The organism is Geodermatophilus sp. SYSU D00525, assembly GCF_054050475.1.
This window is the reverse complement of the sequence record NZ_JBJGZK010000004.1, coordinates 171,413-186,750: the sequence shown is the minus strand read 5'-3', so window position 1 is coordinate 186,750 and position 15,338 is coordinate 171,413. Positions and strand designations below refer to the sequence as shown.

The 15,338-nt window shown below is 74.8% G+C and carries 14 protein-coding genes; all 14 read left to right on the top strand.

Translation table 11 applies throughout. From position 1 onward, the window contains the following. Positions 1-92: 92 nt before the first annotated feature. The 14 genes from argS to atpB all read left to right on the top strand — a co-directional run bounded on the left by argS (position 93) and on the right by atpB (position 15,272). Positions 93-1,754, top strand: coding sequence for an arginine--tRNA ligase (argS, locus tag ACI796_RS05790; protein ID WP_456940285.1), 1,662 nt, complete (start codon positions 93-95; stop codon positions 1,752-1,754). Next, positions 1,751-3,238 carry a diaminopimelate decarboxylase gene (gene lysA, locus ACI796_RS05785; protein WP_456940284.1) on the top strand — a complete coding sequence of 496 codons (1,488 nt, stop codon included), beginning with the start codon at positions 1,751-1,753 and terminating at the stop codon, positions 3,236-3,238. The genes argS and lysA overlap by 4 nt, the downstream gene beginning before the upstream one ends. After that, complete coding sequence (locus ACI796_RS05780) at positions 3,235-4,533, top strand: homoserine dehydrogenase (RefSeq protein ID WP_456940283.1); 1,299 nt, start codon at positions 3,235-3,237, stop codon at positions 4,531-4,533. Before lysA ends, ACI796_RS05780 begins: the two co-directional genes overlap by 4 nt. Further along, positions 4,530-5,609, top strand: a complete 1,080-nt coding sequence (gene thrC, locus ACI796_RS05775; RefSeq protein WP_456940282.1) for a threonine synthase — start codon at positions 4,530-4,532, stop codon at positions 5,607-5,609. The genes ACI796_RS05780 and thrC overlap by 4 nt, the downstream gene beginning before the upstream one ends. Positions 5,610-5,639: 30 nt before the next feature. After that, entirely contained in the window at positions 5,640-6,554 is a 915-nt protein-coding gene (gene thrB, locus ACI796_RS05770) for a homoserine kinase (RefSeq protein WP_456940281.1), read from the top strand. A 242-nt stretch (positions 6,555-6,796) separates the two neighbouring features. After that, entirely contained in the window at positions 6,797-9,040 is a 2,244-nt protein-coding gene (gene rho, locus ACI796_RS05765; protein WP_456940280.1) for a transcription termination factor Rho, read from the top strand. Between the two features lie 188 nt (positions 9,041-9,228). Further along, entirely contained in the window at positions 9,229-9,453 is a 225-nt protein-coding gene (gene rpmE / locus ACI796_RS05760; RefSeq protein ID WP_387992433.1) for a 50S ribosomal protein L31, read from the top strand. 114 nt (positions 9,454-9,567) lie between these two features. Then, positions 9,568-10,647: a peptide chain release factor 1 gene (prfA, locus tag ACI796_RS05755; protein WP_456940279.1), complete on the top strand. Its 1,080-nt coding sequence runs from the start codon at positions 9,568-9,570 to the stop codon at positions 10,645-10,647. Next, entirely contained in the window at positions 10,644-11,507 is an 864-nt protein-coding gene (gene prmC / locus ACI796_RS05750) for a peptide chain release factor N(5)-glutamine methyltransferase (RefSeq protein ID WP_456940320.1), read from the top strand. Before prfA ends, prmC begins: the two co-directional genes overlap by 4 nt. A 6-nt stretch (positions 11,508-11,513) precedes the next feature. Beyond that, positions 11,514-12,155 (top strand): L-threonylcarbamoyladenylate synthase, encoded by a 642-nt coding sequence (locus ACI796_RS05745; protein WP_456940278.1) that lies wholly within the window; start codon positions 11,514-11,516, stop codon positions 12,153-12,155. Between the two features lie 172 nt (positions 12,156-12,327). Beyond that, positions 12,328-13,632 carry a glycosyltransferase family 4 protein gene (locus tag ACI796_RS05740; protein WP_456940277.1) on the top strand — a complete coding sequence of 435 codons (1,305 nt, stop codon included), beginning with the start codon at positions 12,328-12,330 and terminating at the stop codon, positions 13,630-13,632. Next, positions 13,629-14,105 carry a hypothetical protein gene (locus ACI796_RS05735; protein ID WP_456940276.1) on the top strand — a complete coding sequence of 159 codons (477 nt, stop codon included), beginning with the start codon at positions 13,629-13,631 and terminating at the stop codon, positions 14,103-14,105. The genes ACI796_RS05740 and ACI796_RS05735 overlap by 4 nt, the downstream gene beginning before the upstream one ends. Before the next feature lie 13 nt (positions 14,106-14,118). Further along, the gene (locus tag ACI796_RS05730; RefSeq protein ID WP_456940275.1) at positions 14,119-14,445 is read left to right on the top strand and encodes an AtpZ/AtpI family protein; all 327 of its coding nucleotides are present in this window, start codon (positions 14,119-14,121) and stop codon (positions 14,443-14,445) included. Next, complete coding sequence (atpB, locus tag ACI796_RS05725) at positions 14,442-15,272, top strand: F0F1 ATP synthase subunit A (protein WP_456940274.1); 831 nt, start codon at positions 14,442-14,444, stop codon at positions 15,270-15,272. Before ACI796_RS05730 ends, atpB begins: the two co-directional genes overlap by 4 nt. Positions 15,273-15,338 lie beyond the last annotated feature (66 nt).

Genomic DNA, 15,338 nt, shown 5'->3' with positions numbered 1-15,338 from the left:
CGGCACGCGAGTCTAGGTCGCCCGGCTGTGCGCTCCCTGGCAACGCGGGTGCGGCGGGGAACCGGGTCGCGGCCGCTGCCTACGATGACGCGGTGACACCCGAGCAGCTGCGCGACCTCGTCCGGACCGCGGTCGCGGCGGTCGTCGAGCGCGGCACGCTCGCCGTCGCCGTCCCCGACGACGTCCTCGTCGAGCGTCCCAAGAACCCCGAGCACGGCGACTACGCGACCAACGTCGCCCTGCGCCTGGCCAAGCCCGCCGGCATGCCGCCGCGCGCCGTGGCCGACCTGCTGGCCGAGGAGCTGCGCGCGCAGCCGGGCGTCGAGCGGGTCGACGTCGCCGGTCCCGGCTTCCTCAACGTCACCCTCGCGCAGGGCGCGCTGGGGCGGATCGCCGTGCAGGCGGTCACCGCGGGGGAGGCCTACGGCCGGACCGCCACGCTGGCCGGTCAGCGGCTGGACCTCGAGTTCGTCTCCGCCAACCCGACCGGCCCGGTGCACATCGGTGGCAGCCGGTGGGCCGCCGTCGGCGACGCGATCGGCCGGCTGCTGCAGGCCGGCGGCGCCGACGTGACCCGCGAGTACTACATCAACGACGCCGGCGCGCAGATCGACCGCTTCGCCCGCAGCCTGCAGGCCGCCGCGAAGGGCGAGCCGGTGCCCGAGGACGGCTACGGCGGCGCCTACATCGCCGACATCGCCGCCGCCGTCGTCGCCGAGGTCCCCGACGTGCTCGACCGGGACGACGAGGCGCAGCGGCAGGCCTTCCGCGACCGCGGCGTCGCGCTGATGCTCGACGAGATCCGCCGGTCGATGGAGGGCTTCGGCGTCGACTTCGACGTCTGGTTCTCCGAGAAGTCGCTGTACGACACCGGCGCGGTGGACAAGGCGCTGGCCCGGCTGCGGGAGCAGGGGCACGTCTACGAGTCCGACGGCGCGGTGTGGCTGCGCACCACCGACTTCGGCGACGACAAGGACCGGGTGCTGGTCAAGGCCGACGGCGAGACGACGTACTTCGCCTCCGACTGCGCCTACTACCTGGACAAGCGGGCCCGCGGCTTCGACCGGGTCGTGATCATGCTCGGCGCCGACCACTCCGGCTACGTCGGCCGGTACAAGGCGCTGGTGGCCGCGACCGGCGACGACCCGGACACCCACCTCGAGATCCTCATCGGCCAGCTGGTGAACCTGCTGCGCGACGGCGAGCCGGTCCGGATGAGCAAGCGGGCGGGCACGATCGTGCTGCTGTCCGACCTCACCGACGCGATCGGCGTCGACGCCGCCCGGTACGCCCTGGCCCGCGCCTCGGTGGACCAGACCATCGACATCGACGTCGAGCTGTGGAGCCGGCGCACCAACGACAACCCGGTCTTCTACGTCCAGTACGCGCACGCCCGGATCTCCTCGGTGCTGCGCAACGCCGCCGACCTCGGCCTCGGGCTGGGGGACGCGGACGGCGTCGACCCCGGGCTGCTCACCCACGAACGGGAGAACGACCTGCTCCGGGCGATCGGCGAGTTCCCGCGGGTGGTGTCCTCGGCCGCCGAACTGCGCGCGCCGCACCGGGTGGCCCGCTACCTCGAGGAACTGGCCGGCACCTACCACCGCTTCTACGACGTCTGCCGGGTCCTGCCCCGCGGCGACGAGGAGGCGACGCCACTGACCACCGCGCGGCTGTGGCTGTGCGCGGCCACCGCGGTGGTGCTGCGCAACGGCCTGGGCGTGCTCGGCGTCTCCGCGCCGGAGCGGATGTGAGGGCCCACCCGGCGGGGCCGCTCCACGGCGCCTTCGCCCCGGAGCCCTCGGCCGGGATGCCCCCGGCCGACCTCGGCGCACTCGACCCGCAGGTCTGGCCGCGCACGGCCCGCCGGGTCGACGGCGTGCTGCACCTGGGCGGGAAGCCGGTCACCGAGCTCGCCCGCACCCACGGCACCCCGCTGTTCGTCCTCGACGAGGAGGACTTCCGCGGCCGCGCCGCCGACTTCGCCGCCGCCTTCGACGGCGCCGACGTGCACTACGCCTCCAAGGCGTTCCTCTGCGGCCAGGTGGCCCGCTGGATCGCCGACGACGGCCTGCACCTGGACGCCTGCAGCGGCAACGAGCTCGCCGTCGCGCTGGCCGCCGGCTTCCCCGCCGAGCGGATCGCGCTGCACGGCAACAACAAGTCGCTGGTCGAGCTGCAGCTGGCCGTCGACTCCGGCATCGGCCACGTCGTGCTCGACTCCTTCGACGAGATCGACCGGCTGGTGCCCATGGCCGCGGCGAGGGTGGCCGCCGGCGGCGACCCGGTGCCGGTGCTGGTGCGCACCACGGTCGGCATCGAGGCGCACACCCACGAGTTCATCGCCACCGCCCACGAGGACCAGAAGTTCGGCTTCTCGCTGGCCACCGGCGACGCGCTGACCGCCGCGGTGCGGGTCATCCGCGAGCCCGCGCTGCACCTGGCCGGGCTGCACAGCCACATCGGCTCGCAGATCTTCGACACCGCGGGCTTCGAGGCCGCCGCGCACCGCGTCGTCGGGCTGATGGGGCAGGTCCACCAGGCCACCGGCGAGGTGCTGGAGGAGTTGAACCTCGGCGGCGGGTTCGGCATCGCCTACCTGTCCGACGACGACCCGGTCACCCCCGCCGACGTCGCCCGCCGGCTGCGCACCGTCGTCGCCGCCGAGTGCGCCGCGCTGGACCTGCCGGTGCCGCGGCTGGCCGTCGAGCCCGGCCGCGCGATCGCCGGGCCCGGCACGGTCACGCTGTACGAGATCGGCACGATCAAGCCGGTCCGGCTGGGCGGCGGCCACGGCGGCCCACAGGTCCGCAACTACGTCTCCGTCGACGGCGGGATGAGCGACAACATCCGCACCGCGCTCTACGACGCGAGCTACACCTGCGTGCTGGCCAACCGCACCTCCGACGCCGCGCCGGCGCTGTGCCGCGTCGTCGGCAAGCACTGCGAGAGCGGCGACGTGCTGGTCCGCGACCTGTGGCTGCCCTCGGACGTGCAGCCCGGCGACCTGCTCGCCGTCGCCGCCACCGGCGCCTACTGCTGGTCGATGGCCAGCAACTACAACTACCTGCTCAAGCCGCCGGTGGTGGCCGTGCGGGACGGCGCCGCCACCGAGATCGTGCGGCGTCAGACACTGTCCGACGTGTTCGCCCTGGACGCCGTGCTGGCCGCGACGCCGGCCCCGTCCCCGGCGATCGACCAGCCCGCGCCCGAGCACCCCGTGGGAGCCCGCTCGTGAAACCGCTCAAGGTCGCCCTGCTCGGCTGCGGCACCGTCGGCAGCGCGGTACTGCGGCTGGTCGACGAGCAGGCCGCCGACCTCACCGCCCGGGTCGGCCGCCCGGTGCAGGTCGCCGGGGTCGCCGTCCGCCGGCTCGACCGGCACCCCGACGTGCCCGCGGACCTGCTCACCACCGACGCGCTCGGCCTGGTCACCCGCGACGACGTCGACCTGGTCGTCGAGGTCATCGGCGGGATCGAGCCGGCCCGCACGCTGGTCCAGGCGGCCATCGAGGCCGGCAAGTCGGTGGTCAGCGCGAACAAGGCGCTGCTGGCCGAGGACGGCGTCGCGCTGCACGCCGCGGCCGCGAAGGCCGGCGTCGACCTGTACTACGAGGCCGCGGTGGCCGGGGCGATCCCGCTGCTGCGCCCGCTGCGCGAGTCGCTGGCCGGCGACCAGATCCGCCGGGTGGTCGGCATCGTCAACGGCACGACCAACTACATCCTGTCCCGGATGGCCGAGACCGGGCACGGCTTCGCCGAGGCACTGGCCGAGGCCACCGAGCTCGGCTACGCCGAGGCCGACCCGACCGCCGACGTCGACGGCTTCGACGCCGCCGCGAAGGCCGCGATCCTCGCGTCGCTGGGGTTCCACACCGCGGTCACCGCCGCCGACGTGCACCGCGAGGGCATCTCGTCGGTCACCGCCACCGACGTCGCCCGCGCCGCCGAGATCGGCTGCACGGTGAAGCTGCTGGCCATCTGCGAGCGGGTGCCGGGCAACGGGGACGGGGAGGGCGAGTCGGTCGCCGTCCGCGTGCACCCGGCGATGATCCCGACGTCGCACCCGCTGGCCGCCGTCGGCGGGGCGTTCAACGCCGTGTTCGTCGAGGCCGAGGCCGCCGGGCAGCTGATGTTCTACGGGCAGGGCGCCGGCGGCGAGCCCACCGCGAGCGCCGTGCTCGGGGACCTGGTCGCCGTCGCCCGCAACCTGGTGGCCGGCGCCGCCGGGGCCGGGCCCACCGCCTACGCCGACCTGCCGGCGCGGCCGATCGCCGAGACGCCCACCCGGTACCACGTCAGCCTCGACGTGGCCGACGTCCCCGGTGTGCTGGCGACCGTCGCGACCGCCTTCGCCGAGCACGGGGTGAGCATCGCCACCGTCCGCCAGGACGGGCACGGCGACGCCGCCACGCTGGTCATCGTCACGCACAGCGCCCCCGACGCGGCGCTGTCGGCGACGATCGCCGCGCTCCGGGAGGTCCCCGCGGTCCGCGGGGTCACCAGCGTGCTGAGGGTGGAGGGTCTGTCATGACGGGGACGCTGCGCGGTGCCGTCTCGCCGTTCTGGCCCGGGCTGATCGAGGCCTACCGGTCGCGGCTGCCGGTCAGCGACACCACGCCGGTGGTCACCCTCCACGAGGGCGCGACCCCGCTGGTGCCCGCCGTCGAGCTGTCCCGGCGCACCGGCTGCGAGGTGTTCCTCAAGGTCGAGGGCGCGAACCCGACCGGGTCGTTCAAGGACCGCGGCATGACCATGGCCATCACCAAGGCGCGCGAGGAGGGCTCGCAGGCGGTCATCTGCGCGTCCACCGGCAACACCAGCGCCAGCGCCGCGGCCTACGCCGCGCGTGCCGGGATGGTCTGCGCCGTCCTCGTGCCGCAGGGCAAGATCGCGCTCGGCAAGCTCGCCCAGGCGCTGGTGCACGGCGCCAAGCTGCTGCAGGTCGAGGGCAACTTCGACGACTGCCTCGCGCTGGCCAGCAAGCTGGCGATCGACTACCCGGTCAGCCTGGTCAACAGCGTCAACCAGTACCGCATCGAGGGGCAGAAGACCGCCTCGTTCGAGGTCGTCGACGTCCTCGGCGACGCCCCCGACGTGCACTGCCTCCCGGTGGGCAACGCCGGCAACATCACCGCCTACTGGCAGGGCTACCGCGAGTACGCCGACGACGGCACCGCGACCAGGCGCCCGCGGATGTTCGGCTTCCAGGCCGCCGGCGCCGCGCCCATCGTCACCGGCCAGGTGGTCGAGAACCCGAGCACCATCGCGACGGCGATCCGCATCGGCAACCCAGCGTCGTGGACGAAGGCGCTGGCCGCCCGCGACGAGTCCGGCGGCCGCATCGACGCCGTCACCGACCGCGAGATCCTCGCCGCCTACCGGCTGCTCGCCCGCGGCGAGGCGGTCTTCGTCGAGCCCGCCTCGGCCGCGTCGGTCGCCGGGCTGCTCAAGGTGGCCGCGGCCGGGGAGCTGGAGCCGGGGCAGCGCGTCGTGTGCACCGTCACCGGCAACGGGCTCAAGGACCCGGAGTGGGCCATCTCCGGCGCGCCCGCCCCGGTCACCGTGCCGGTCGACGCCGCCGCGGCCGCCGCGCAGCTGGGCCTCTGAGTGGCCGCTCGGTCCTCCGTGCGGGTCCGCGTGCCCGCGACCAGCGCCAACCTCGGTCCCGCGTTCGACTGCGCCGGCCTCGCGCTGACCCTGCACGACGTCGTCGAGTTCGCCGTCGCCGACTCGGGGCTCACCGTCGAGGTGTCCGGCGTCGGCGCGGGGGAGCTGCCCACCGACGAGCGGCACCTGGTCGTGCGGGCCTTCCGCGCCGCGTGCGAGCGGCTCGGCTGGACGCCGCCGGGCCTGTGCGTGCGCGCGGAGAACGCGATCCCTCAGGGGCGGGGGATGGGCTCGTCGGCCGCGGCCGTCGTCGCGGGCGTGGTCGGCGCGTTCGAGCTCTGCCCCGACGTCGACGTCCGGGACGACGACGCCGTGCTGCGGCTGGCCGACGAGCTCGAGGGGCACCCGGACAACGTCGCCGCCTGCCTGCTCGGCGGCGCGACGCTCTCCTGGACGACACCCGAGGGCGCGCGGGCCGACCGGCTGCCGGTGAGCGAGGACGTCGTGCCGGTGGTGCTGGTGCCCGGTGCGACGCTGTCGACGCACACCGCGCGCACACTGCTGCCGGCGTCGGTGCCGCACGCCGACGCCGCGTTCACCGCCGCCCGCGCCGCGCTGCTGGTGCACGCGCTCACCGCGGAGCCCGGGCTGCTGCTCGAGGCCACCGACGACCGGCTGCACCAGCGGCAGCGCGCGGCCGCGATGCCGGACACGATCGCGCTGGTCGACCGGCTGCGCACCGCCGGCCACGCCGCCGTCGTCTCCGGGGCGGGGCCCAGCGTCCTCGTGCTCGCGCGGCGGCGCCCCGGCGACGTCCCCGGCGACCCGGCGGCCGTGCGCGAGGTGACCGGGATCACCCCGGACGGGTGGCGCGTGTACCCCCTCGAGGTGGACCACGACGGCGCCTGCGTGGTGGGAGTGGCGCCTGGGGTATCGTCTTCGTAACGAGGAACACTCCGCTGGTCAGCGGTGTTGTCCCGTCCGTGGGGCGAGTCCTAGGCTTGCTGCGTAGCCGCCCCTCGGGCGAGCCTCGCGCGGAACGTGCAGACGACCTTCCTGTCGACGCTGATCCCCGCTCCGCACCCACTGGATCCGCCGTCCCCCCTGTCCCGAAACAGACGGACGGGGCGGCGCCGGGTCACCTCCTGCGCTGGTAGGCGCAGGTCACCGCAGGGAAGGACCTGTACGTGAGCGAAACCACCGACCTCGCCACCACCGGCGTCCCCGAGGGCGCTGCGGGCGAGGCACCTGCGGCCTCCGGCACGGCGGGCCGCTCCCGCCGCCGCGGCAGCGGGCTCGCCGGCATGCTGCTCCCCGAGCTGCAGCGGCTCGCGGCCGAGCTGGGCATCCCCGGCACCGGCCGCATGCGCAAGGGCGACCTCGTCGCCGCCATCTCCGCCCGCCAGGTCGGCGGCGCGGCGCCGGGCAGCGTCCCGGCGCCCGGCGCTCCGGCCGACGCGGCCCCGAACGTCCCGGCCTCGCGGGGCGCCGACACCGTCGCCGCCACCGCCACGCCGGTCGAGGCCCCCGTCTCCGGGGGCGCCAACGGCGGTCCGGTGACCGCACCGGCCACCGACGCCCCGGCCGAGGGCGCCCCGCGCCGCCGGCGCGCCTCCAGCCGCCCGGCCGGTGCCCCCACCGCGGAGGCCCCCACCGCGGAGGCGCCCGCCGCCGAGGCTCCGGCCGCCGAGGCCCCGGCCGCCGAGGCTCCTGCTGTCGCCGCGCCGGTCGCCCCGCCCGCGGAGCGGACCGAGGGCGAGCGTCCCGCCGGTGACCGCACCGACGGTGACCGCGGCGACGGCGACCGCACCGACGGCGACCGCCCGGCCCGCAACCGGGACCGCAACCGCACCCGGGACGGCCGCGACACCCGCGACGGCGACCGCGCCGAGCGCGGCACCCGCGACGGCAACCGGGACGGGCAGCGCGACGGCACCCGGGACGGCGACCGCGCCGAGCGCGGCAACCGGGACGGGCAGCGCGACGGCACCCGTGACGGCGACCGCGCCGAGCGCGGCAACCGGGACGGGCAGCGCGACGGTGCCCGCGACGGCCAGCGCGACGGCCAGCGGGACGGGCAGCGCGACGGGCGCGGCCCCGACCGCGGCGAGCGCACCGACCGCAACGCCCGGCCGGACCGCGACCGGAACGACCGCGCCGACAACCGCAACGACGAGGACGACGACGACTTCGAGGGCGGCCGCGGCCGCCGCGGGCGCCGCTACCGGGACCGCAACCGCCGCAACGGCCGGGACCGCTTCGACCAGCCGAGCGAGCCGACGGTCAGCGAGGACGACGTCCTGCTGCCGGTCGCCGGCATCCTCGACGTCCTCGACAACTACGCGTTCGTCCGGACCTCCGGCTACCTGACCGGCCCCAACGACGTGTACGTCTCGCTGTCCCAGGTGCGCCGGCACGGCCTGCGCCGCGGTGACGCCATCACCGGCGCCGTCCGCCAGCCGCGCGAGGGCGAGCGCAAGGACAAGTACAACGCGCTGGTCCGCCTCGACTCGGTCAACGGGCTGGACCCCGAGCAGGCCCGCAACCGGCCGGAGTTCACCAAGCTGACCCCGCTCTACCCGCAGGAGCGCCTGCGGCTGGAGACCGACCCGCACCAGCTGACCACCCGGGTCATCGACCTGGTCATGCCGATCGGCAAGGGGCAGCGCGCGCTCATCGTGTCGCCGCCCAAGGCCGGCAAGACGATGGTGCTGCAGGCGATCGCCAACGCGATCACCACGAACAACCCCGAGTGCCACCTCATGGTCGTCCTCGTCGACGAGCGGCCCGAGGAGGTCACCGACATGCAGCGCTCGGTGAAGGGCGAGGTCATCGCCTCGACCTTCGACCGGCCGCCGTCGGACCACACCACCGTCGCGGAGCTGTCGATCGAGCGCGCCAAGCGCCTGGTCGAGATGGGCCACGACGTCGTCGTCCTGCTGGACTCGATCACCCGCCTGGGCCGCGCCTACAACCTGGCCGCCCCCGCCAGCGGGCGCATCCTGTCCGGCGGTGTCGACTCGACGGCGCTCTACCCGCCCAAGCGCTTCCTCGGGGCCGCCCGCAACATCGAGAACGGCGGCTCGCTGACCATCCTCGCGTCGGCGCTGGTCGAGACCGGCTCGACGATGGACACGGTCATCTTCGAGGAGTTCAAGGGCACCGGTAACGCGGAGATCAAGCTCGACCGTCGGCTGGCGGACAAGCGGGTCTTCCCGGCCGTCGACGTCAACGCGTCGGGTACCCGCAAGGAGGAGATCCTCCTCTCGCCCGACGAGCTGGCCATCGTCATCAAGCTGCGCCGGGTGCTCGCCGCGCTCGAGCCGCAGCAGGCGCTGGAGCTGCTGCTCGACAAGCTGCGCAAGACGCGCACCAACGTCGAGTTCCTCATGCAGATCCAGAAGACGACGCTCGGTCCCGAGCGCGACTAGTTGAAGGACCCGCTGCCCCCCACCGCTCGCACGCTCGCGGCGGGACCCTGCAGCGGGGCCACCGTGGCAGCGGCGGCCGGCCGTCTGGGACACTGGACGGCCGAGCCCTGCTGCGCGCCCGGAATGACCGGCCGGCCGCCGGCGTTCACGACAACAGCACCGAGACGTCCCCGGAAGAGGCCCGCATCATGAAGTCCGGTATCCACCCCGACTACCACACCACCACGGTGACCTGTGGGTGTGGGAACACCTTCACCACCCGCAGCACCGCCCCCGGCGGCACGCTGACCGTCGAGACCTGCTCCGCCTGCCACCCCTTCTACACGGGCAAGCAGCGGATCCTCGACACCGGTGGCCGCGTGGCCCGCTTCGAGAAGCGGTTCGGCAAGCGCGGCGCCACCGCCGGCAAGTAGCACCCCCGACGGCGCCCGTCCCACCTCGCGTGGGGCGGGCGCCGTCGTCGTGTCCGCCCCACCCCTCCGGCAGAGATGGCCATTTCTGCCGCTCCCGCCAGGAGGCACCTCCCCGTGAGCAGCCCGACCGACGCCGCGCCCGACCGGCTGCGCGGGCTGCTCGAGGAGCACGCCGCGCTGGAGACCGAGCTGGCCGACCCCGCGGTGCACGCCGACGCCGGCCGCGCCCGGCGCCTGGGCCGCCGCTACGCCCAGCTCGCGCCCGTCGTGGAGACCGCCCGTGCGCTCGACACCGCCCGGGACGACCTCGACGCCGCCCGCGAGCTGGCCGCCGAGGACCCCTCGTTCGCCGAGGAGGCCCGCGGCCTCGAGACCCACATCGACGAGCTCACCGACCGGCTGCGCGAACTGCTGCTGCCGAAGGACCCCGACGACGACAAGGACGTCATCCTCGAGATCAAGGCGGGGGAGGGCGGCGCGGAGTCCGCGCTGTTCGCCGGCGACCTGCTGCGCATGTACCTGCGCTACGCCGAGCGCCGCGGCTGGGCCACCGAGGTCCTCGACGCCGTCCCCGCCGAGCTCGGCGGCTACAAGGACGTCTCGATCGCGGTGAAGTCCCGCACCGACGAGGGCATCTGGTCCCGGCTGAAGTTCGAGGGCGGCGTCCACCGGGTGCAGCGGGTGCCGGTCACCGAGTCGCAGGGCCGCATCCACACCTCCGCCGTCGGTGTCCTCGTGCTGCCCGAGGCCGAGGAGGTCGACGTCACCGTGGACCCGAACGACCTGCGCATCGACGTCTTCCGCTCCTCCGGCCCCGGCGGGCAGAGCGTGAACACCACCGACTCCGCCGTGCGCGTCACCCACCTGCCCACCGGCATCGTGGTCAGCTCGCAGAACGAGAAGAGCCAGCTGCAGAACCGCGAGTCGGCGCTGCGCGTGCTGCGCTCCCGGCTGCTGGCCGCCGCCCGCGAGGAGGCCGCGGCCACCGCCAGCGACCAGCGCCGCAGCCAGGTCCGCACCGTCGACCGCAGCGAGCGGGTCCGCACCTACAACTTCCCGGAGAGCCGCATCTCCGACCACCGGGTCGGCTTCAAGGCGCACAACCTCGACCAGGTCCTCGACGGCGAGCTCGACCCGGTCATCGACGCACTCACCCGCGCGCACACCGCCGAGCTGCTGGCGGCCGGGTCCTGAACACGCGCACGCTGCTCGCCGACGCCGCCCGCCGCCTGGCCGACGCCGGCGTCGAGTCGCCACGCGTGGACGCCGAGCTGCTGCTCGCCTCCGTCCTCGGGGCGTCCCGGACGGCCCTGCTCACCCGCGACGACGTCGACGACGCCGCCGCCGCCCGGTTCGCCGCGCTGCTCGACCAGCGTGCCGAGCGCGTCCCGCTGCAGCACCTCACCGGCCGGGCGCCGTTCCGCCACCTCGAGCTGGCCGTCGGCCCGGGCGTGTTCGTGCCCCGGCCGGAGACCGAGCAGCTCGTCGAGTGGGCGCTCACCCGGCTGGCGGGCGTCGACGAGCCGGTCGTCGTCGACCTGGGCGCCGGCTCGGGCGCGATCGCGCTGTCCCTCGCGCACGAGCACCCCGGGGCGCGGGTCACCGCCGTCGAGCGCGACCCGCAGGCGATCGAGTGGACCCGCCACAACGCGGGCCTGCGCGCCGCGGCGGGGGACCGGCCGGTTCCCGTGCTCGCCGGGGACATGACCGACCCGGGCCTGCTGCGCGACCTCGACGGCACCGTCGACCTCGTCGTCTCCAACCCGCCCTACGTCCCCGACGGCGCCCGGGTGCCGCGCGAGGTCGCCGACCACGACCCGCCGCTCGCGCTGTGGGGCGGCCCGGACGGTCTCGACGTCGTCCGCGGGCTGCTGCGCACCGCCGCCCGGCTGCTGCGCCCCGGCGGCGGGCTGGGCATCGAGCACGCCGACCAGCAGGGGAGTGCGCTGCCCGCGCTGGTGCGCGGCACCGGAGACTTCACCGACGTCGCGGACCACCCCGACCTCGCCGGGAGGCCGCGGTTCACGACCGCAGTCCGGGCTGGGGGAGACTGACCGCTCGTGGCCGACCTCTACGACTGCACCGACCCCGAGCAGCGCGCCGCGGGCCTCGACGCCGCCGCTGCCGCGATCGCCCGCGGCGAGCTGGTGCTGCTGCCCACCGACACCGTCTACGGCGTCGGTGCGGACGCCTTCTCGCCCGCGGCGGTCGCCGGCCTGCTGGCCGCGAAGAACCGCGGCCGGGCCATGCCGGTCCCCGTGCTGATCGGCGAGGCGTCGACGATGGCCGGGCTGACGATGAGCGTGCCGCGGGTGGCGCAGCGGCTGGCCGAGGCCTTCTGGCCGGGCGGGCTGACCCTCGTCGTCGAGCACGCGCCGTCGCTGGCCTGGGACCTCGGCGACGCCGAGGGGACGGTCGCCGTCCGCCTCCCCGACGACGACGTCGCCCGCGACCTGCTGCGCCGCACCGGCCCGCTGGCCGTCTCCAGCGCCAACCGCTCCGGCCGGCCCGCCGCCACGAGCGCGCAGGAGGCGGACGCGCAGCTCGGCGAGCACGCCGCGGTCGTCCTCGACGGCGGCCGGCGCGCCGGCTCGGCGGCCAGCACGATCGTCGACTGCACCGGTCCGGTGCCGCGCGTCCTGCGGGTGGGCGCGGTGCCGGTCGAGCGGCTGCGCGAGGTCGTGCCCGAGGTCACGGACTAGGGCCCCGTCACCGGCGGCTGCGGATCCCGCTCCGTCCGGTGACGGGGGGATACCGTGGGGGTACCGCCCGTCCCGTCCGCCCGCCGTCTCGCCCCCCGGGAGCACCGTCGCGATGAGCACGCCCGCCGCGCGCCCGGCCGGGACCCTGCGCGGTCCGCACGGGGGCTGAGCCGTGCGGGAGTACGCCGTCGTCCTGCTGACCGCGGGCCTGGTCACCTTCCTGGCCACGCCGGTGGTGCGGATCGCGGCGGTGCGGCTGCGGATGATGGCCGCCCCGCGCGAGCGCGACGTGCACGTCATCCCCACCCCCCGCGGCGGGGGCGTGGCCATGTACCTCGGGGTCGCGGCGGCGGTGATGGTGGCCACCCGGCTGCCCGCGCTGCAGCGCACCTTCGACGACTCGCAGACCGCCGCCGTCCTCGTCGCCGGCGGGCTGATCTGCCTGCTCGGCGTCCTGGACGACAAGTTCGGCCTCGACGCGCTCACCAAGCTCACCGGCCAGATCGCCGCCGCCGGCGTCATGGTGCTGCTCGGCGTCCAGCTGGCGTTCCTGTTCCTGCCGGTCGCCGACATCGGGACCATCTCCTTCGGCCCGGACGTCGGCGTGCCGCTGACCATCCTGCTGACCGTCCTCACGGTCAACGCGCTCAACTTCATCGACGGCCTCGACGGGCTGGCCGCGGGAGTCTCGGCCATCGCCGCGCTGGCCTTCTTCGCCTACAGCTACAACCTCAGCCGGGTGGGCTACGACGAGGTGGCCAGCGCCCCGGCCCTGGTGACGGCGGTGCTCGCGGGTGCCTGCCTGGGCTTCCTGCCGCACAACTTCAGCCCGGCGCGCATCTTCATGGGCGACTCGGGGTCGATGCTCGTGGGCCTGGTGCTCTCGGCCGCCGCGGTGAGCGCCACCGGCCGGGTCGACGCCCAGTCCTTCGACTCCGCCGCCAGCCTCCTGCCGCTGGCCCTGCCGCTGCTGGTGCCGGTCGCGGTGCTCTTCATCCCGTTCGTGGACCTGCTCCTCGCGGTGGTCCGCCGGACCCGGCGCGGGCAGTCGCCGTTCTCGCCGGACAAGATGCACCTGCACCACCGGCTCCTGTCCATCGGACACTCGCACCGCCGGGCGGTGCTGACCATGTACTTCTGGGCGGCTCTCCTGTCCTTCGGCGCCGTGGCCCTGTCGGTCACCGGCGGGACGGTCGAGCTGCTCGTCGTGATCGGGGTGCTGCTCGTCGTGGGTGTCGTCGTCGTCCTCGCCCCGCACGCCCGGCGTGCCGCCCGCGAGGCCCGGGCCGCCGAGATCGCCGAGCAGCGCCGCCGCAGCCGCGCCGCCCACCCGACCGCGCGGGTCCGCCGTGGCGGGCGCCGGTCCCCGGAGCCCGCGGCGTCGGCGGGTCCCGCGGTGCCGGCCGCCGGACCGGCCGCGGCGAGCACCAGCCCGACCGCACCCCGTGCGGCCGGAGCCGGTCAGGGGCTGCGGTGAGCGCGCCCCGCCCGGCCCCGCAGGTCCCGTGGGACCTGTCGTTCCTCAAGGTCGGGACGCTGGTCACCGGCACGGTCGCCGTCGTGGCGGCCCTGGTCGTCGGCCTGGTGCTCGGCTGGCCCGACGCCGTCGGGGTCCTGGTCGGCGCCTTGGTGGTGACGGCGTTCTTCGTCGTCTCGGGCGTGGTCATCGCCTGGGCCGGCCGGATCAACGACACCTTCACGCTGCCGGCGGCGCTGGGCACCTTCTTCGTCAAGGCCGTCGTGCTGTTCGGGATCCTCAGCGCCCTGCCGGAGGACGGCTGGCTCGACCGCCGGACGCTGGCGTGGACGGTGGTCGTGGGGGCCCTGCTGTGGAGCGGGGTGCAGCTGCGGTGGGTGTGGACCCGCCCGCTGTACTACGTGACGCCGCCCGCGCCACCCGGTCAGGCGACGGTCCCCCCGGCACCGGGAGGCGCCCCGACACGCGGCTGATAGTGTCCGGGCGATGGCCGAGGACGACCCCACCCGTGGGGACCCCCGGCCCCGACCTGCGCGACCAGCCCCTCGGGGCAGCGGTGCCGAGACCGGCTGGGCCGTCATCGGGACCATGATCTCCGGGATGGCCGTGTGGGGCGGAGCCGGGTGGTTGCTCGACCGGTGGTTGGACACGCGGGTGTTCCTGCCGGTCGGGATCCTCCTCGGCATCTCGGCGGCCATCTACCTGGTCGTGAAACGGTTCGGCGGGCTGCCACCAACCCCTGGTGCACCCGAGGGAAGCAACACCCCGGGCGGACGACGGAGCCGGCCCAGGACGCAGAAGGGACAACGGTGACCTCCAGCGCCCTCGCGCTCGTGGACGTGCTCGCCGCCGAGGGCGGCGGGTCCGGCGACGGCTTCCAGGCCCCCGGCCTGGGGGAGTTCTACCCGGAGCCCATCGCCGAGTTCACGCTGCTCGGCATCGACTTCGCGATCACGCGCATCACGCTCGGCCTGTGGTTCGCTACCCTGGCGATGCTCGTCTTCATGGTCCTCACGGTCCGCAAGCCGCAGATCGTGCCGGGCAAGCTGCAGTTCGTCGGGGAGAGCGGCTACTCGCTGGTCCGGGACGGCATCGCCCGCGACGTCGTCGGCCCCAAGGGGATCCCCTTCGCGCCGTTCCTCGCGTCGCTGTTCTTCTTCATCCTCGCGAACAACTTCATGTCGATCCTGCCGCTCGCGCAGATCTCCCCGATGTCGAAGTTCGCGTTCCCGTTGGTGCTCGCCGCCATCTGCTGGGTCCTCTACATCTACATCGGCATCCGCGAGCAGGGCGCCGGCCGCTACTTCAAGGACATCCTGTTCCTGCCCGGCGTGCCCAAGCCGATGTACATCCTGGTCACGCCGATCGAGATCCTGCAGAACTTCATCGTCCGGCCCTTCACCCTGGCCGTCCGGCTCTTCGCGAACATGTTCGCCGGTCACATGCTGCTGGTGGTCTTCTCCCTCGGCGCGGTCTACCTGTTCAGCCGGGACAACTTCTCGATCGTCTTCGGTCCGATCTCGGCGCTGATGGCGATCGTCATGACCTTCTTCGAGCTGCTGGTCATCTTCCTGCAGGCCTACGTCTTCACCGTGCTGATGGGGACCTACCTCAACGGCTCGATCGAGGCCGAGCACTGACCGGCTGAGCAGGCACAGCCCGGACCGCACCACCCCCCCCAAGACCCCCGCAAGCCGCCCGGAGAC